The sequence below is a fragment of the Actinoplanes sp. NPDC051859 genome, assembly GCF_044452725.1.
In the GTDB taxonomy this organism is placed as follows: domain Bacteria; phylum Actinomycetota; class Actinomycetes; order Mycobacteriales; family Micromonosporaceae; genus Actinoplanes.
Map to the genome: position 1 here is coordinate 364,606 of NZ_JBITBX010000005.1, position 17,178 is coordinate 381,783.

Below are 17,178 nucleotides of genomic sequence, written 5' to 3' on the forward strand. Positions count from 1 at the left end.
CTCCTCAGTAGACGGGAGCCGGGACCGGCTCGGTGGCGGTGTCGGCCGGTTGCGGGGCGAGAGGTTGTCGGGACAGGTGCCGGACGAGGCGCACCCAGACGACGGCGAGGATCCCGTAGACGACGGTGAAGCCGATCAGGGAGGCGATGACCTCAGCACGGGTGAGGCCGGGCGTGATGCCGTCGGCGACCCGGGAGATGCCGAAGGCGAGCCAGGGCTGCCGGGCGGTCTCGGTGAAGATCCAGCCGAAGGTGTTCGCGGCGGCGGGCAACACCGGGATCAGCGGCAGCAGGCGCAGCAGGAGCGGATGGGCGGTGCGGCCCCGGCGGGTGCGCCAGAGGTAGTACCCGGCGACCGCTGCGGCCAGGACGCCGATGCCGATCATCAGCCGGAACGACCAGAACGCCACCGGGATCATCGGGATGTAGCTGCCAGGGCCGTACTGTGCGGTGTATTGGGCTTGAAGGTCGTCGATGCCCTGGACGGTGGCGCCTGGGTCGCCGGTGGTGAGGATGGACAGCAGGTGGGGGATCTCGATGCTGAGGAAGGGCTCGCCGCCGTCGGGGGAGCCGAGCGCGAAGAGTGAGAAGGGTGCGCCGGTGGTGGTGCGGTAGAGGGCTTCCGCGGCGGCCATCTTCATCGGCTGCACCTCGGTGATGACTTTGCCCAGGTGGTCGCCGGTCAGGGCGGTGAGCGCGCCGCCTGTGACGGTGATCCAGGCACCCAGTCGCGCCAGCGTCCGGTGTGTGGGCTCGCCGCCGTGCCGCAGCCGCCACGCGCCGATGCCGAGCAGGAGCGAGCCGCCGGCCATGGCGGCGCCGGCCAGGGTGTGCGGGAACGCGGCCAGGTTGACCTCGTTGAACAGCAGGGCGCCGAAGTCGTCGAGGCGGGCCCGGCCGGTTTCCGGGTCGAGCGAGTAGGCGACCGGGTTCTGCATGAACGAGTTGGCGGCCAGGATGATGAACGCCGAGAGCACGGTGCCGATCGCGACGATGACGATGGTGGCGGCGTGCAGGGCGCGGGGCATGCGGTCGCGGCCGAAGTACCACAGGGCGAGGAACGTGGCCTCGAGGAAGAACGCGAGCATGCCCTCGATGGCGAGCGTCGGCCCGAAGACGTCGCCGTAGAAGCGGGCGAACGCGCTCCAGCCCATGCCGAACTGGAATTCCTGGACCAGCCCGGTGACCACGCCGACGGCGAACGTCACGATCAACAGCTTGCCGACGAAGAGCGTGAGGTCGCGGTAGCGCTCCTTTTTGGTACGCAGCCAGGCGATCTCCAGCCCGGCCGCGGTGGCGGCGAGGCTGATCGACAGCGGGACGAAAAAGTAGTGGTAGATCGTCACGACCGCGAACTGCAGCCGGGTCAGGTCGAGCACGTCCATGCGGCACCCCCATCTACGACGAATCGTAGTAGATACTACGACGCGTAGTACGACGTTGTGCAGTAGAGTGGCTCACATGGCTTTGGGAGACCTCGAACGCGAGGTCATGCAGCAGTTGTGGACCGCGGGAGAGCCGCTGACCGTGCGCCAGGTGCACGATCGGCTCAGCGCCGACCGCGACCTCGCGTACACGACGGTGATGACCGTGCTGGACCGGCTCGCCAAGAAGGGCGTCGTCATCCAGCAGAAAGCCGACCGGGCCTACCGGTACGCCCCCGCACAGTCCCGCGAGGAGATGACCGCGGCGCTGATGCTCGACGCGCTCAGTGCCGCCCCCGATGGCGTACGGGACGCGGCGCTGGCCCATTTCGTCGGACGCATCGACCCGTCCGCGCTGACCGCCGCCATCGAGGCGGCCCGGAAGGGACCGGCCGCCGGGTGACCGCGCTGCTGCTCGGCGCGCTGGGACTCACCCTGTCCCTGGCGGTGCCGGGTGCCCTCGCCGCGGCTCGCTGGCCGGACCGTGCCCCGGCTGCGGCTGTCGCGCTGTGGCAGAGCATCACTTTGGCCGGCATTCTGTGCGCGCTCGGCGTCGTGCTCGCCGCACCGCAGGAGTTGGTGCACGAGTTGGGCTCCGGCGCCCCCGTACGCGCCGCCGCGCTGATCGCCGCGCTGGCCGTCGCCGCCCTGATCATCGTCCGGCTGCTGGTCTCGCTCGTGGGAGTCACCCACCGGTCGCGGACCCGACGGGCCCGGCACCGCCTGCTGGTCGACCTGCTGGACGCTGCCGAACGCCACGGCGAGTTGCCGGGCGAGGTGCCGCCCGGATTGCGGGTGCTCGACGGCCCCCTGCCGTTCGCCTACTGCCTGCCCGGGCGGGACCCGCGGGTGGTGGTCAGCGGGGGAGCACTGAAGATCCTCGACGCGGCGCAGGTTTCGGCGGTGATCGCGCACGAGCAGGCCCACCTGCGGCATCGGCATGACCTGGTGATGGAGTCGTTCACCGCGTTCTACCGTGCGGTGCCGCGGCCGTTGCGGAGTCGGGCGCCGCTGGATGCCGTACACCTGTTGTTGGAGATGGTGGCCGACGATGCGGCCCGGCGCCGCTGCGGAGCGGAACCGTTGCGGGCGGCTCTGACCGTGCTCGGCGACGCGGTGCGTCCGGACACGCCCGCCGAGGCGGGTGGCGACGCGGAGCTGGAGCGCCACCGCCGGGCCGAGCGGCTCGCCGGAGCGGACGTTCGGTCCCGGGCCTGGACAGCGCTGGCGCTAGCCGCCGCGGCGAGCCTGCTGGTGTTACCCACAGTGATTCTCGTCGTCCCGTGGCTCACCGAGGCGGTGACAACCTGGCCGTTCTGACCAGCCATTCGGCCAGTTTGATCACGCTCTGTTGGGATTTGCGGGTAACGCAGCGTACGGTGGCGCCATGATCCTCCGCAGCCTGCTCGGCGTCCTGGTCGGGCTGAGCGTGCTGCTCGCTCCCACGGCCGCCATCGGCGTGCCGTCACCCTCGACCATCGAAAAGCGGATCGACGAGCAGTGGAACAAGCTCGAACCGGTCATCGAGCAGTACAACGACACCCACAACCAGCTCATCAAGAACCGGACCAGGCTGAAGGCGATCAGCGCGCGCCTTGCCCCGCTGCAGCACCAGGTCGACCTGGCCCTGGTGAGCGTGCGCGGGCTGGCCGGCGACGCCTACCGCCAGGGGTCACCCGGTGCCGTCCAGGCCATGGTGGTCAGCGGCTCGGCCACCGGCCTCACGGAGAAGCTCACCCTGCTCGACCAACTCGCCCGCCACCAGCACAGGCAGGTGGCGGGTGTGGTCAAACTGCGCGACCGGTACGCCGCGGACCGCAAGGCCTTAGCCACCCTCACCAACACCGTCGCGGCCCGCGACGCCGACCTCGCCACCCGCAAGGCGGCCATCCAACGCAAGGTCGACGAGCTGCAAAAACTTCGCACCCAGGCGTACGGCGCGTCAGGCGCGAAGCAAGGGCCCTTCCGTACCGGTCCGTGCCCGGTGAAGTACACCAACGACCAGGGCGGGCGCGCGGCGCAACGAGCGTGCGCATTGATCGGCAAGCCGTACGTCTTCGGCGCCGAAGGCCCGAACAGTTACGACTGCTCCGGCCTCACCAAGGTCGCCTGGGCGGCGGTCGGCGTAGGGCTCGCCCACTACACCGGGGACCAGATCCGCTCGGGCCGCTCGGTGGACCGCGCCGATCTGCAGCCGGGCGACCTCGTGTTCTACGGCAGTCCCGTGCATCACGTCGGCATCTACGTCGGCGGAAACACGATGGTGCACGCGCCGCACTCCGGCGATCATGTCCGGATGGCATCGATCGACTACGTGGGAGCCATCAGCGGCATCCGCAGACCCGCGGGCTGAGCCTGGCCGTGTTTCCCGCCGCCTTCGTCCGCAACGTCACCGGCACCTGGGGCGACGCCGGCCGCGCCTGGCTCGCGGACCTGCCGGAGCGGATCGCGGCGGTGGCCCGGCGGTGGGACCTCACGGTCGGGCCGGCGTACCCGCTGAGCTTCAACTGGGTCGCGCCGGTCCGCCGGGCCGATGGTTCCCCTGCAGTGCTCAAACTGGGCCTCGCCGAGTCGGGTCATCTGGTGGCGGAGGCCACCGCCCTCGCCTGGTTCGACGGCCGGGCCGCGGCGCGGTTGCTGGACTCCGACGCCGCCGCGGGCGCGCTGCTGCTGGAACGCCTCACGCCCGGCACCACGCTGCGCACCCTGGTCCAGCACGAGGACGAACGCGCGACGGGCGTCCTCATCGACGTCATGCGTCGACTCCACCGGCCGGCACCCGCCGGTCTGCGGCTGTCGGATCTCGCAGACCGCACCGCTGACTTCGCCGCCTACCTCGACCGGCCGACCGGCCGGCTACCCCACGACCTGGTCGCCGAGGCGATGCACCGGTACGCGGACCTGTGCGCCTCGGCGCCGACCCGCGTCGTACTGCACGGCGACCTGCACCACGACAACGTCCTCGCCGCCGACCGGGAGCCGTGGCTGGCTATCGACCCCCACGGCGTGGTCGGTGACCCGTGCGCCGAGATCGGCCCGGTGCTCTACAACCCGCTCGACGGTGCTGAACCGGTCCTCAGCCTGCTGCAGCGCCGGGTCGAGCAGTTCGCGGACGGTCTGGACCTGCCCCTGGACCGGGTGGTCGCCTGGGGGTTCGTGCAAGCCGTGCTCTCCGAAGTGTGGGACGCCGAGGGGGGAAGCACCCGGCCCGGACGGGCTCACGCCGTGGCGCTCGCCCTGCGGCCGTTACTGGCCTGACCGGTCACATCCAGGGCGCGGTGACCTCGTCCTGCGTGTAGACGGTGACGTTGTTGCGGCCGCGGCGCTTCGAGCGGTACATCGCGGTGTCGCCGTGCAACAGCAACGTCTTGGCGTCGGTGCCACCCGGATACGCCAGCGCCACACCGAGGCTGACGCCCACGTCGAACCGCAGTCCCGCGACGGAGGCATGGGCCTCGATGCCCTCCACGATGCGGCGAGCCACGTGCATGGCCTCGCCCGCGTCCCGGATCCGGGTGAGCAGGACGCCGTACTCGTCGTTGCCCAGCCGCGCCACCGTGTCGGTTTCCCGGGTGGTGCGCTTGATGATCTGGCCGACCGTCTGCAGCAGGCGGTCGCCGACGTCGTGGCCGTACGTGTCGTTGACCGCCTTGAAGCCGTCGAGATCGCAGCAGATCAACGCCACCGGGTACTGGTAGCGGGTGCCGTGTGCGAGAGCGCGCTCGAGGTCCCGCTCCAGGGTCGGGCCGTTCGCCAGGCCGGTCAGTCCGTCGTGCGAGGCCGCGTACGCCTTGCCGTCGCTGGTGACCCGGCGGCCGGTGATGTCGCGGTGGTGGCTGACGATGGCGTGCACCGCCGGGTGAGCCAGCATGTTGCGGGCGATGATCTCGTGCCACTGCCAGGACCCGTTGGCGTGCCGCACCCGCAGCTCGGCGGAATGCTCCACCGTGCTGTCGGAAGCCAGCAGCCGGGTGAACAGCTCGACCGAAGCGGCCGTATCTTCCGGGTGGAACAGACCGCGGAGCACCTTGCCGCGCAGTTCCTCCGGCTGGTAGCCCATGACCGGGCGGGCCGCCGGGCTGACCCACGAGACATCGCCCGCGGCGTCACTCAACGTGATGACTTCGGAGCCGTCGCGCACCAGCGCCCGGAACCGGTCCTCGCTGAGCTTCGCGTCGATCTCGACCTGCTCGCGCTGCGCCACGAGGCGACCCAACGTCCGCGCGGTGGTAGCGATGCCGATCGCGACCAACAGGGCCAGCCCGTGCGAGCGAAAACCGCCGAGGTAGCTGGGGACGGCGCCCACGGCGACGAGCAGTTGCCCGACTGCCAGCGAGGCCACGCCGGAAACCGCAGCGGGCTTCCACGCCCGCGAACCGGAGGTCTGCAGGTAGACCGACAGGATGTGCAGGTGGGCGACCGCGAGCAGCGCACCCCACCCGATCAGGTACATCGTGGCGGTGGTCGCGAAAATGGCGACGGGCACCCGGACCCACAGCCGCCGGTGCGGGTCGCCACCGGAGATCCGGCGTTGCACCCGAGGCTGCGTCCACACCGTGCTGACCAGCAGTGGTATCGCGACGAGCCACACCGGCAGCTCACCGGCGAGGCCGAGCGGGTGCAGCACCAGGATGGCGGCCAACACCAGCAGGTGGGGCGCCCCGTTGCGGACGAACGCTGCCGCTCTCACCACGTTCGGGTTGCTCACGTCGTCGTCCTCGCCAGGTCGCCGGGCCCGCGGCGGTGCACGCGGTAGACCCACCATCGACCGGCCCGGCGCAGACCCAAGGATCCGGCCGGGCTTAACCTCACCCGATGAGTCATGGGCACGGCCACAGCCACGGCGTCGACGTCGCAACGCTGCCCACAGCCTCCCGGCGGACCAGGCGGATCCTCACCGCCGTCCTCGTCCCGGCGGCCCTGCTCACCCTGGTAGCCCTCGTCGTGCTCTGGCCGGGCAGCGTGCGCGGCGAGCCCACCGCCGCAGACGGCGAACGGGCGCTGGGCACGGTCGTCGCGGTCGCCGAGCAGGCCTGCCCGGCCGATGCTCCCCAGCGGCGGTGCGGTGCGGCGACCGTACGCGTCATCGACGGCCCCGGCGCGGGCACCGATCAGCAGGTCGATCTGCCGCAGGGGCCGGGCACGACGGCCCTGCACGTGGACGACGACGTGGTGCTCCTGCACTTCCCGGAAGCGGTGCCGGGCGGACGCGCGTACGCGGTGGTCGACCGCCAGCGGGCCGCCCCCATGATCTGGCTGCTGGTCCTGGCCGTCGGGGTGATCCTCGCGTTCGGCCGCCGCCGCGGTGTGTCGTCGCTGGCCGGGCTCGCGGTGAGCTTCGGCGTCCTGCTGTTGTTCGTGGTTCCGGCGATCCTCGACGGATCAGCGCCGTTGCTGGTCGCGGTGGTCGGCGCATCGGCGATCATGTTTGCCGCGCTGTATCTGACCCACGGCGTCAACGTGCACACTTCGGTCGCGGTAGCGGGAACGCTGGCGAGCCTGGTGCTGACCGGGGTGCTCGGCGCGGTGTTCACCTCCGCGATGCACCTGAGCGGGGCGGGCAGCGACGACAGCGCCTACCTGTCGGTGACCCGGGCCGGGCTCGACCTGCGCGGCCTGCTGCTCGCGGGCATCGTGATCGGCGCGCTGGGGGTGCTGGACGATGTGACGGTCACCCAGGCCGTCACGGTTGCCGAGCTGACGCCCGCTGCGACCAGCCGCTGGGCACTGTTCCAGGCGGCGATCCGGGTGGGCCGGGCGCATGTGGCATTGGCGGTGAACACGATCGTGCTCGCGTACGCGGGGGCGTCCCTGCCGTTGTTGCTGTTGATCGCGGCGGGCAACGCTCCGTTGGGTGAGCTGCTGACCAGCGAGTTCCTCGCGCAGGAGATCCTGCGCAGCGCGGTCGGCACGATCGGGCTCGTCGCGTCGGTGCCGATCACGACCGGACTGGCGGTCCTGGTGGCGGAGCTGCGGGGGGAACCGGTCCGCGCCCGCCACCGGATGTGAGGGGCGCGGCGCGCTCGGGTTAGCGCAGCACCCGGTAGGTGACGTGGGTGACCAGCGAGGCGGATCGGCTGGACATCTGCTCGAGGCGCAGGGCCGGCACGCCGTCGAACACCCGTTCACCCGCGCCGAGCGTGAGCGGCGCAATGTGCAGCCGCAGCTCGTCGATCAGTCCCGCGGTCAGGAACTGGTTGATGGTCGCGGCCCCGCCGGCGACCGAGATGCGCCCGTCACCCGAGCTCTCGCGGGCCCGGTCGAACGCCTCCTGGATGCCGCCGGTGACGAAGGAGAAGGTGGTGCCGCCCGCCATCACCAGGTCAGCGCGGGGGTAGTGGGTGAGGACGTAGACCGGCTGGTGATAGGGCGGGTCGTCCCCCCACCAGCCCTGCCACTGCAGGTCCCACTCGCCGCGGCCCGGGCTGAACATGTTGCGGCCCATGATGAATGCGTCCGCGGCGGTGATCGCGTCCAGCTCGGCCCGGTTCTCGTCGGGGGTCTCGAACATCCAGCGGTGTAGGCGCTCCGTGCCGCCCTCACCCAGCGGGTGGTCGAGCCGCTGGTGTGGTCCCGCCGCGTATCCGTCGGCTGAGATGCCCACATCGCAAGTCACATAAGCCATGCGTCAGACCGTAGCGGCCGGCACCGACAAAACCGGGCCGTGGCGACCGCCACGACCCGGTTCAGTGTCTTGCTGCTGGTGCTACTTCTGTGCGGCGGCCTCGTACAGCTTCTCCGGGGCGACCGCGCCGACGAGAATCCGGCCGTCGTCGGTGAGCAGGGCGCTGAACAGGGCGCTCTGCAGCAGCCGGCCGCTGCCCCAGGTGCCGTTGACCTGCGGCAGGGCTCCGGCCACGGTGGTGAGCTGCTTCAGGCCAGCACCGGCCTCCTGGTCACCGGTGGGCAGCTTGGCGACGAACACGGACGCCCAGCCCTTACCCACCACCTTCGTGCCCTCGGGTGCCTCCGCCTCAGCCTTGCCGGCCTCGCGCTGGAGTTCCTCGGCGGCCTGCTTCTGCTTGTCGCGCAGCTCGGACTCGCTGGGCGTCTCCACCTTCGTGCCGGGCGGCGGGTTGAAGGTGAACTGCTCCGCGTCCGGCACCGCGAAGCTGACCTGCTGGAACGCGATCCGGACCGCCGGGGCGTTGGCACCCTTGGCATACACGTCCACGCCCAGCGGGATGTGCTTCTCCGCGTCGATCGCGAGCCGTACCTGGCCGACCAGCGACGCGGTGTCCTTCGGCGCCAACACCAGCTCGTACGCGTCGCGCCCCGCCACCTTCGCCGCGCCGGTCGTGCTGACCGCCGTGGTCGGGTCGATCGCGGCCAAAGCAGCGTCAGCGGCTTCCTTGGGCGTCGTCGGCACACCCAGCGCCGGCTTCTGCTGCTCGTGCTCGCCCTTACCCGCCGGAATCCGATAGTGCGTGGCCGAACCGCCGGAACTGCGCCACACCCACACGTCCGAGCCGTTGCGGATGACGTCCGTTTCGCCCAAAGCGCCGAGCACGGCCAGGCGGACCTTGTCCTCGCCTGCATACCAGACTCGGGCGGTGTTGCTGCCCGCGACCAGCTTCATCAGGTCCGGGCTGGCGCCCGAGCCGCCGGTGATGCCGGGCAGCGCCGGCAGGCCCAGGTCTGCCGTCTGCACGATCGTGCCGGACAGGCCGTCGACCTTGGCGTTCTGCACGTCCACCAGCAGCTGGGCTGCGCTGCGCTCGGGCAGAGCCGGGTCGGCGTTCGCCACGATCGTGCCGGCCGCCGCGCCGCCGCCGATCACGACGACCGCCGCGGCCGCCGGAACCAGCCAGCGCAGGGCCGGCCTCGACTTCAGAACCTTCACGATGTCCCCCTCGAGTTTGTTGCCGCTATCCTGCCCGGCCGCCGCTGTGACGCCGCTGAGAGAGACCCCTAAGGGAGGTCCCGTGCGGCTCAGTGATGGGACTCCAGTGCCGAACAGGATGTCGTGGGTGTGAATCGGCGTGCTGTCGCTGACCTCAGCGTCAATGTGAAGATCCTGTCAGCGGTCCTGGTCGGGACGGTCGTCTCGCTGGTGGTTGGCATAGTCGGCCTGCTGGCGCTGGGCGGAGCGAGTCAAGCCGCCCAGGACATCTACAAGACCAATATCTCGGGCATCGATGCGGTCAGTGGCATCCGTCAGGCCATGATGCAGGCCCGACTGGACATCGCCAACCATGCGCTCTCGCAGGACAAGGAGCACATGGACAAGTACCGCGAGGCGTTCACCAACGACCTCAAGGCCGTCGACTCGGCGTTCACGATCTACCGATCCGGCGAACCGGCCAGCAGCGACGCCGACATCGCCGAGCTGCAGAAGGACTGGGCCGCCTGGACGAAGATCGCCCTGGACAAGCAGATTCCCAACGGTGAGCGCGGCGACCTGCAAGCCTGGCAGGAGATCCGCGACGCGGAGGTTCTCCCGCTCTTCGCCGAGATCAACGAGCACCTCGACGGATTGGCCGCCGCCGAGGCCGGCGACGCCTCCGAGTCTGCCAAGTCCGCCGAGTCCGCGTACGAGATGAGCCGTCTGGTCTCGATCCTGGTCATGCTGGTCGGCGCGGTGATCGCGGTCGGCGTCGGGCTGCTCGTGGCTAAGCAGATCGTCCGCCCGCTGCATCGCGTCCGCGACGTCTGCGACAGCCTCGCCGCGGGCGACCTGACCCGGACCACCGGACTCACCTCGAAGGACGAGCCGGGCCAGATGGGCGCCGCCCTGGACACCGCAGTCGAACGGCTCCGGGAGACCGTCACGACGATCGGCGGTTCGGCGGTGACGCTGTCCGCCGCGTCGGAAGAGCTGTCCGCGGTCAGCACTCAACTGCAGTCCGGCGCCGGGGACGTAGCCACCCGGGCGACCAGCGCCAGCGCTTCCACCGAGGAGGTGAACGCCGGTGTGCAGGCGATCGCCGCCGGCGCCGAGCAGATGCGCGCGTCCATCGCCGAGATCGCCGTCAACGCCTCCCGTGCCGCCGAGATTTCCCTGCAGGGCCTGACCGTCGCCGAGCGGACCAACTCCCAGGTCGCTGAGCTGGGGACCGCCAGCGCCGAGATCGGCGACGTGGTCAAGCTGATCACGACCATCGCGGAGCAGACCAACCTGCTCGCCCTGAACGCCACCATCGAGGCTGCCCGCGCCGGTGAGCTGGGCAAGGGCTTCGCCGTGGTCGCGGGCGAGGTCAAGGAACTGGCCCAGCAGACCGCCCGGGCCACCGAGGAGATCACCAATCGGATCACCAACATTCAGGCGTCCAGCGGCACCGCGGCGCAGGCGATCGAGGAGATCACCGCGGTCATCGGCCAGATCGGCGACTACACCACCACGATCGCGTCCGCGGTCGAGGAGCAGACCGCGACCACCAGCGAGATGAGCCGCTCGGTCGCCGAGGCCGCTACTGGCAGCGGCGACGTGGCGCACACCGTAGCCGGGGTCGCCGAGGTGGCCGGAGCCACCGCAGACGGAGCCCGTGCCACCCAGCAGGCCGCGGCCGACCTGACCCGCCTGGCCTCCGATCTGACCAAGGTCGTGGAGGGCTTCCGGCACTAGGCGTAGGCAATTTTCAAGCTGTACCGAGCCGAGAGCCGGCCTTGAGCCGGCGCTGAGACTCCGCTCCGATCTCTTCTCCTGTCAGCAACGGGGAAGAAATCGCGAAGGAGTCCACCATGTCGAACGTCGCCGAACTCACCGACAGCTCGGTCTACGGCCTGCGCCGCCCGACCCTCGGCGACGCCCAGGGCAGCCTGCGCGGCGCCGTCGACAACCCCGACGCCGTGTGGGCCGAGCTGCTCACGGCGAGCGGCCTCACTGGCTCGGAGAAGACCACCGACGCGGTAGCCACCATGATCAAGGCGATGCTTGGCCGGGGCGGCGGCGTCGCGATGTGCGGCAGCGCCCTGAACATCCGGCTCAACGCGTACAGCGCGCTCGCCACCGTCAAGGACATGATCGCCCGGACCGCGACCGTGGGACTGCGCCCGGCGCTGTGACCGTGCTGAGAACCGATTCTCCCGCTGGGCGGCACATGCCAAGGTAGGGGAGTGCGGTTGCTGGTAGTGGAAGACGAGGCGCGGCTTGCGAGTGCCTTGCAGCGGGGACTGCAGGCCGAGGGCTTCGCGGTGGACGTCGCCGCGGACGGCGCGGACGGCCTGGAGATGGCTCGGCACGGCGAGTACGACGCGATGATCCTCGACGTCATGCTGCCCCGGCTCTCCGGCTATCGCGTGGTGCGCCAGCTGCGCGCCGAGCAGAAATGGCTGCCGGTGCTCATGCTCTCGGCCAAGGACGGCGAATACGACCAGGCCGACGGGCTCGACTGCGGCGCCGACGACTACCTGACCAAGCCGTTCTCCTACGTGGTGCTGTTGGCCCGCCTGCGGGCCCTGCTGCGCCGCGGCAGCCCGCAACGGCCGACCGTGTTGCGCCACGGCGACGTCGAGCTTGACCCGGCCCTGCGCCGAGTCACCGTTGCCGGGGCGGAAGTGGTGCTGACCGCCCGCGAGTTCGCCCTGCTGGAATATTTGATTCGCCGCCCGGGCGAGGTGGTCTCCAAGACCGAGCTGCTGGACCACGTGTGGGACGCGGCGGACGAGACGGCTCCCAATGCCGTCGAGGTCTACGCCGGCTACCTGCGCCGCAAGATCGGCCGGGAGCACCTGGAAACGGTTCGCGGCGCCGGTTACCGGCTTGCCGCCCCGAGCGCCGGAGCCTGAGCGTGACCTCGCCGCGCCGGTTCGGCCTGCGCCGGCTCAGCCTGCGGGCCCGGCTGCTGCTCGTCTCGGTCGTCGTGTTGTTCGTCGGCCTGTCCGCGGGCGGCGTCGTGCTGATCGTCACGATGAAATACGTCCTGATGCGCACCGCCGGCACCGAGGCCCGCGAGACAGCCCGATCGGTGGCCGAGCTGGTGGACACCGGATCGCTCGCCGATCCGCTACCGGCCGCCCCGACCGTACGCGTACAGGTCGTCAACGCCGGCGGCCAGGTGCTGTACGGCTCCGCGGGCGCCGACCGGCTGGTCCCGATCCTCTATCCCCGGGAGCTGACCGGGTTGCCGGACGGCGCGGGCACCTTCATCCCCGGCACGCGGATCGGGTTCACCGGGCAGGTCCTCGTGGTGGCCCGGGCGGCGGGACCGGCCGATGCCCGCGTCATGGTCCTGGTCGCCCGGCCGGTCGACGAGTTGACCCAGAGCGTGAACCTGCTGCGGACCACGCTGCTGGTGACCTTCCCGCCGTTGGTGATCCTGCTCGCCCTGGTGGCGTGGCGGGTCGTCGGTGCGGCGCTGCGCCCGGTGGAGGCCTTGCGAACCGGTGCGGAAGAGATCACCGGCGGAGCCCGGCCGGGGCGGCTGCCGGTGCCGGACTCGCGCGACGAGATCCACCGCCTCGCGGTGACCCTCAACGACATGCTGCACCGCCTGGAGGCGGCGCGGGCCAGGCAACGGTCGTTCGTCGCCGACGCCGCCCACGAGCTGCGCAGCCCCTTGACCAACATGCGTACGGAGCTGGAGGTGGCGCAGCGCCTGCCGGACAGCACCGACTGGCCCGAGTTGGCCGGCGACCTCCTCACTGACGTGCACCGGCTCAGTCGCCTGGTCGACGACCTGCTGCTGCTCGCCCGGGCCGACGACGCGACCACCCGCGCGGTACGGCCGGCCACCGAGGAGGTGGAGTTGGGCGCTCTGCTGGCCGAGGTGGCGGCCCGCTATCCCGACGTCGCGTACGCGCCTGCGACCGGCCCGCTGTGGGTGATCGGCGAGCGGGATGCGCTGAGCCGGGTGGTCGCGAACCTGCTCGACAACGCCGTCCGGCATGCCCGGTCGACGGTGCGGCTGGAGGTGGCGGCGGACGGCGACTCGCACCGGATCGCGGTGGTGGACGACGGCCCGGGCATCCCGGCCGCGGACCGGGATCGGGTGTTCGACCGGTTCACCCGGCTGGACGATGCGCGGGCCCGCGACGCCGGTGGCTCCGGCCTCGGGCTGGCCATCGTGCGTGAGCTGGTTCGCCGGCACGATGGCACGGTCACGCTGCGCGGCACCGTTCCGCCGCCCGGCTTGCATGCCGAGGTGCGGCTGCCGGGATCGTTGCCCGGGCCGCGCGCGTCCGGCGCGGCTGCGGAGTTCGACGCCGGGTAACGCGGCTGCGGGATTACCGTGAGATCGCTGGAACTTTTCCGGGCCTTCGGCCGACCAATGACGTGCCCGGCACCCCGGCCCGGGTCGAATCGGAAGGCCTCGAGATGTCCCTGTTGAAGCGTACGGCTGCGGTGGGCGCTGCCGTCGCCGTGCTCTCCCTCGTCCTGGCGGCCCCCGCTGCCGCGCACGTGTCGGTCAGCTCGGCCTCCGCCGTCCAGGGCGGCTATGCCAAGGTCACCTTCCGGGTGCCGAACGAGTCGGACGAGGCCACGACCACGAAGCTGGAGGTCAACCTGCCGGCCGGCACGCCGTTCGCGTCGGTCTCGCTGAAGCCGATCCCGGGCTGGACCATGGCGGCCGAGAAGACCAAGCTGGCGACGCCGATCGAGTCGCACGGTTCGCCGATCACCGAGGCCGTCACGAAGATCACCTGGACCGCGTCCGGCGACGCCGCGATCAAGACCGGTCAGTTCCAGGAGTTCGACGTGTCGCTCGGCCCGCTGCCGAAGGTCGACCAGGTCGTCTTCAAGGCGTTGCAGACGTACTCCGACGGCACGATCGTGCGTTGGATCGACGAGCCCACCACGGACGGCACCGAGCCGGAGAAGCCCGCGCCGGTGCTGAAGCTCGCCGCTGCCACCGACACGCCCGCTGCAGCGCCCGGCGCCACCGTCACCGCGACGGCCGACGACGCCAAGGACACCGGTGGCACGTCGTGGACCGGCATTGTCGGCATCGGGCTGGGTCTGGTGGCGCTGATCATGGGTCTGCTGGCCTACCAGCGGGCCGGCAAGTCCACCGCGGCCGCCGCGACGCCGGCGAGCACCACCTCGGCGGAGTGACCGACGACGAGGTGACCGGGTGGGCGCTGGCCGCCGGCCGCGGCGACGCGGCCGCGGCGGCGGCGTTCGTCCGGGCCACCCAGCGCCAGGTGCGTCGCTTCCTGGCGCACCTGGCCGGCCCCGGTGAATTGGACGACCTGGTCCAGGAGACCTATCTGCGGGCGTTGCGCAGCCTGCCTGGCTTTGCCGGCCGGTCCCACGCGCGCACCTGGCTGTATACGATCGCCCGTCGGGTGGCCGTCGATCAGGTTCGCGCCGCGGTGGTCCGGCCCCGGCTCGCCCCGGTGGAGGACTGGCAGTCCGCGGCCGACGTGGCAACCGCCGCGGACCGCCCCCGTTTCGAGGAGCACGTCGCCCTGCAGGATCTGCTCGCCGGCCTCGCCCCGGAGCGCCGGGAGGCGTTCGTGGCGACCCAGGTCCTCGGCCTCTCCTACGCCGAAGCAGCCGAGATCTGCGACTGCCCGGTGGGCACGATCCGCTCCCGGGTCGCCCGCGCCCGCGAGGACCTGATGACCCACCTGGCGGCGGACGACCGGGGCACCGGCACGGGCTGACCGGCAGCCACAGCCGGCCCCACCTGCCCGCCGGCGCGCGACGTCGCTTGCAATCCGGCGGGCAGTCGACATTCGTTGCCGCCGGCGTGGATCAGCTCTCGGCGCCGGTGTAGGCAGCGAAGGTCCGGTCGGCACTCGCCCGCGCCTGGGTCGGGTCGTCGCCGCTGGCGATAGCGGCATCGACCCAGGCGTCGGCGCTGAGTCGCATGAATTCGAGGCCTTCCGGCGACTGCATCCACGCCGGCCCGTCCTCTGGCTTGAGGGCCGTGTCCGGGTTGGCGAGATGCAGGCTGAGACCCATGATGCCAAGGTCCCACCCGAGGCCGGTCGCGGCGGGACCATATTTCTCCCACAGTTCGGCGGAAACGTGGGCCACGTGTTCCAACTCGAAGCGGGTGCGCTCGGCACCCTCAGCGGTCAGCCGGACCTCGATCCAGCTGACCTCGTTGTTGTACTCCCACGTGGCGGCGAAGCTGGTCGGGCGCTCGCAGCGAGTGATCGTGCCGCCCGCGTTGCCCTGCAGCTGATAGGTGCCGCCCTCGCGCAGGTCGCCGGTGATGGGCATGAACCACCGCGGGATCCGTCCGGCGCTGGTCACGGCCTCCCACAGGTCGTCGATGTCGGTGTCGTAGACCTGCGTGATCGTCGCCACCTTCGCCTCGCCCGCCTCGAGCTGCCGGCTGCCGAGGGTCCGCCGGACCGCGCTGATCTGCTGCTTGACCTGAATCATGGGGTCGCTCCCGGGTTGTCATCGTCGTGCGGTGCGGCGAGGCGCCGCTGTCGTTTGCCGCGGGCCACCTCGGTGGCCAGCGCGGAAAGGTGCGGCGTCCAGAACCGTCGAAACCGGTCCAGCCAGGCGTCCGCCGCGCGCAGCGCAGTGTCGTCCACCGCGTAGAGCCGGCGGGTGCCGTCCGGGCGTACCGTCGCGAAGCCGTTGTCGCGCAGCACCCGCAGGTGTTGGGAAACGGCGGGCTGAGAAATGCCGAACTCGGCCCGGATGACGTCGGTGAGCGCGCCGGAGGACCGCTCGCCGTCGGCGAGCAGTTCCAGGAGGCGGCGGCGCACCGGGTCGCCGAGCACGTCGAACGCATGCACCCGGCCAAGTTATCAGTCCAGTCTTATATAAGCCAGGACTGAATCAACGGTGCGGCCGCGGGCGGCTTGGGAGGATCGGCCCATGCGCCTGTCCCTGGCCTGCGCGGCCCTTCTGCTGCTCGCCGGGTGTGCCAAGGACGAACCCCGGGCCGAGCCGGTGCCGCTGCCTCGACCCTCGCTGCCCACCGATCTCCTCCTGCCCTCCGGTCCCGCTCCCAGCGTCACCGCGCTGCGGACCCCCGCTGCAGCCACCACCCCCGCCGGGACGGTGAGTGGCGGCTGGGAAGTGACCGTCTATTACACCGCCGTCGAGGACTACCACACCGGCGACACCGAGACGGTCACCGGATGCCCCGGGTTGGACTGCGAACACGGGGACGAGGATCTGGGCGAGTACAAGGCCGATTTCATTCAGGCGGTCGAGGACGAGGGGACCGGGCGCACAGCGGACGGCAGCTACCTGAACTGGTCCTACGACATCGGCTTCTGGCTCGACACCCAGCCGCGCGACACCGCCGGCCGGGCGCTGCAGCCCTTCGTCTCCGCCGCCGCCGACCCCGGCGTGTTGACCCGGGGCGCTCGCTTCCGAATCACCGGCTGCGGCCACCAGGACGACGGCTCCGGCGCCGCGACCGAGGTCTGCGCGGCCCTGCGCGCCGCCACCTGGACCGTCACCGACGAGTTCACCCCGGGCCTCGGCGGCGACAAACACATCGACGCCTACATCGGCGAGCAGACCGGACCCGACTTCACGTCCTCGCCCTGGTACCTCACCCTGTACGACGCGACGCTGCAAGCTGAGTAGAGCCGACTACGAGGCGTAGCGCTGCCGGGACCGCTCGCGGGCCTTGGCCGCCTCCACCTCGCGGTCCTTCGGCGGGGCGTTGGTGACCAACTCGGCGAGCAGCTCGGCCGTCGCGGCGGCCACCGCAGCCACCGCCTTGTCGAAGGCGGCCTGATTCGCCTGCGACGGTTTGGTCGACCCGGCAACCTTGCGGACGTACTGCAGGGCGGCCGCATGGACCTCGTCACCGGTGGCCGGCGGCTCGAAGTTGTGCAGCTGACGGATGTTTCGGCACATGGGCCGAGCCTAACCGCGCCGGGTAGGTTTC

General features: G+C 71.0%; 19 protein-coding genes. 12 read left to right on the forward strand and 7 right to left on the reverse strand.

From position 1 onward, the window contains the following. Positions 1-4: 4 nt before the first annotated feature. The gene (locus tag ACIA1L_RS15675; protein WP_396073389.1) at positions 5-1,384 is read right to left on the reverse strand and encodes a cytochrome ubiquinol oxidase subunit I; all 1,380 of its coding nucleotides are present in this window, start codon (positions 1,382-1,384) and stop codon (positions 5-7) included. Positions 1,385-1,460: 76 nt separating this feature from the next. Here ACIA1L_RS15675 and ACIA1L_RS15680 point away from each other — a divergent pair, with 76 nt between their 5' ends. The 4 genes from ACIA1L_RS15680 to ACIA1L_RS15695 all read left to right on the forward strand — a co-directional run bounded on the left by ACIA1L_RS15680 (position 1,461) and on the right by ACIA1L_RS15695 (position 4,681). Further along, on the forward strand, positions 1,461-1,826 hold the full coding sequence (locus tag ACIA1L_RS15680) for a BlaI/MecI/CopY family transcriptional regulator (protein ID WP_396073390.1): 366 nt from the start codon (positions 1,461-1,463) through the stop codon (positions 1,824-1,826). Further along, positions 1,823-2,743: a M56 family metallopeptidase gene (locus ACIA1L_RS15685; protein ID WP_396073391.1), complete on the forward strand. Its 921-nt coding sequence runs from the start codon at positions 1,823-1,825 to the stop codon at positions 2,741-2,743. The genes ACIA1L_RS15680 and ACIA1L_RS15685 overlap by 4 nt, the downstream gene beginning before the upstream one ends. 67 nt (positions 2,744-2,810) lie before the next feature. Next, on the forward strand, positions 2,811-3,776 hold the full coding sequence (locus ACIA1L_RS15690) for an NlpC/P60 family protein (protein ID WP_396073392.1): 966 nt from the start codon (positions 2,811-2,813) through the stop codon (positions 3,774-3,776). Between the two features lie 8 nt (positions 3,777-3,784). Then, positions 3,785-4,681: an aminoglycoside phosphotransferase family protein gene (locus tag ACIA1L_RS15695; RefSeq protein WP_396073393.1), complete on the forward strand. Its 897-nt coding sequence runs from the start codon at positions 3,785-3,787 to the stop codon at positions 4,679-4,681. A 4-nt stretch (positions 4,682-4,685) separates the two neighbouring features. On the opposite strand, the gene ACIA1L_RS15700 is transcribed toward ACIA1L_RS15695, so the two are convergent. Then, positions 4,686-6,131: a diguanylate cyclase domain-containing protein gene (locus ACIA1L_RS15700; protein WP_396073394.1), complete on the reverse strand. Its 1,446-nt coding sequence runs from the start codon at positions 6,129-6,131 to the stop codon at positions 4,686-4,688. A 107-nt stretch (positions 6,132-6,238) separates the two neighbouring features. Between ACIA1L_RS15700 and ACIA1L_RS15705 the strand changes: the two genes are divergently transcribed. Next, on the forward strand, positions 6,239-7,432 hold the full coding sequence (locus tag ACIA1L_RS15705) for a YibE/F family protein (protein ID WP_396073395.1): 1,194 nt from the start codon (positions 6,239-6,241) through the stop codon (positions 7,430-7,432). Positions 7,433-7,451: 19 nt separating this feature from the next. Here the strand turns inward: ACIA1L_RS15705 and ACIA1L_RS15710 are convergent, their stop codons facing one another. Continuing rightward, positions 7,452-8,048, reverse strand: a complete 597-nt coding sequence (locus ACIA1L_RS15710) for a dihydrofolate reductase family protein (protein WP_396073396.1) — start codon at positions 8,046-8,048, stop codon at positions 7,452-7,454. Between the two features lie 81 nt (positions 8,049-8,129). Then, complete coding sequence (locus ACIA1L_RS15715; RefSeq protein ID WP_396073397.1) at positions 8,130-9,266, reverse strand: outer membrane lipoprotein carrier protein LolA; 1,137 nt, start codon at positions 9,264-9,266, stop codon at positions 8,130-8,132. Between the two features lie 129 nt (positions 9,267-9,395). Between ACIA1L_RS15715 and ACIA1L_RS15720 the strand changes: the two genes are divergently transcribed. The 6 genes from ACIA1L_RS15720 (at position 9,396) to ACIA1L_RS15745 (ending at position 14,971) form a co-directional block, all read left to right on the forward strand. Further along, on the forward strand, positions 9,396-10,988 hold the full coding sequence (locus tag ACIA1L_RS15720) for a methyl-accepting chemotaxis protein (protein WP_396073398.1): 1,593 nt from the start codon (positions 9,396-9,398) through the stop codon (positions 10,986-10,988). Positions 10,989-11,104: 116 nt separating this feature from the next. Next, positions 11,105-11,428 (forward strand): hypothetical protein, encoded by a 324-nt coding sequence (locus ACIA1L_RS15725; protein ID WP_396073399.1) that lies wholly within the window; start codon positions 11,105-11,107, stop codon positions 11,426-11,428. A gap of 51 nt (positions 11,429-11,479) precedes the next feature. Beyond that, entirely contained in the window at positions 11,480-12,151 is a 672-nt protein-coding gene (locus ACIA1L_RS15730; RefSeq protein ID WP_396073400.1) for a response regulator transcription factor, read from the forward strand. A 56-nt stretch (positions 12,152-12,207) separates the two neighbouring features. Beyond that, a complete protein-coding gene (locus ACIA1L_RS15735) occupies positions 12,208-13,575 on the forward strand; it encodes a sensor histidine kinase (RefSeq protein ID WP_396073623.1) in 1,368 nt (455 codons plus the stop codon). Positions 13,576-13,679: 104 nt separating this feature from the next. Further along, entirely contained in the window at positions 13,680-14,417 is a 738-nt protein-coding gene (locus ACIA1L_RS15740) for a YcnI family protein (RefSeq protein WP_396073401.1), read from the forward strand. Continuing rightward, entirely contained in the window at positions 14,414-14,971 is a 558-nt protein-coding gene (locus tag ACIA1L_RS15745; protein WP_396073402.1) for a sigma-70 family RNA polymerase sigma factor, read from the forward strand. Before ACIA1L_RS15740 ends, ACIA1L_RS15745 begins: the two co-directional genes overlap by 4 nt. Before the next feature lie 91 nt (positions 14,972-15,062). Here the strand turns inward: ACIA1L_RS15745 and ACIA1L_RS15750 are convergent, their stop codons facing one another. Both ACIA1L_RS15750 and ACIA1L_RS15755 read right to left on the reverse strand, forming a co-directional pair. After that, positions 15,063-15,701, reverse strand: coding sequence for an SRPBCC family protein (locus tag ACIA1L_RS15750; RefSeq protein ID WP_396073403.1), 639 nt, complete (start codon positions 15,699-15,701; stop codon positions 15,063-15,065). Beyond that, positions 15,698-16,066, reverse strand: a complete 369-nt coding sequence (locus tag ACIA1L_RS15755; RefSeq protein ID WP_396073404.1) for an ArsR/SmtB family transcription factor — start codon at positions 16,064-16,066, stop codon at positions 15,698-15,700. The genes ACIA1L_RS15750 and ACIA1L_RS15755 overlap by 4 nt, the downstream gene beginning before the upstream one ends. An 82-nt stretch (positions 16,067-16,148) precedes the next feature. Between ACIA1L_RS15755 and ACIA1L_RS15760 the strand changes: the two genes are divergently transcribed. Further along, positions 16,149-16,871: a hypothetical protein gene (locus ACIA1L_RS15760; RefSeq protein ID WP_396073405.1), complete on the forward strand. Its 723-nt coding sequence runs from the start codon at positions 16,149-16,151 to the stop codon at positions 16,869-16,871. A 6-nt stretch (positions 16,872-16,877) separates the two neighbouring features. Here ACIA1L_RS15760 and ACIA1L_RS15765 read toward each other — a convergent pair whose 3' ends face one another. After that, on the reverse strand, positions 16,878-17,147 hold the full coding sequence (locus ACIA1L_RS15765; RefSeq protein WP_396073406.1) for a DUF2277 domain-containing protein: 270 nt from the start codon (positions 17,145-17,147) through the stop codon (positions 16,878-16,880). Positions 17,148-17,178 lie beyond the last annotated feature (31 nt).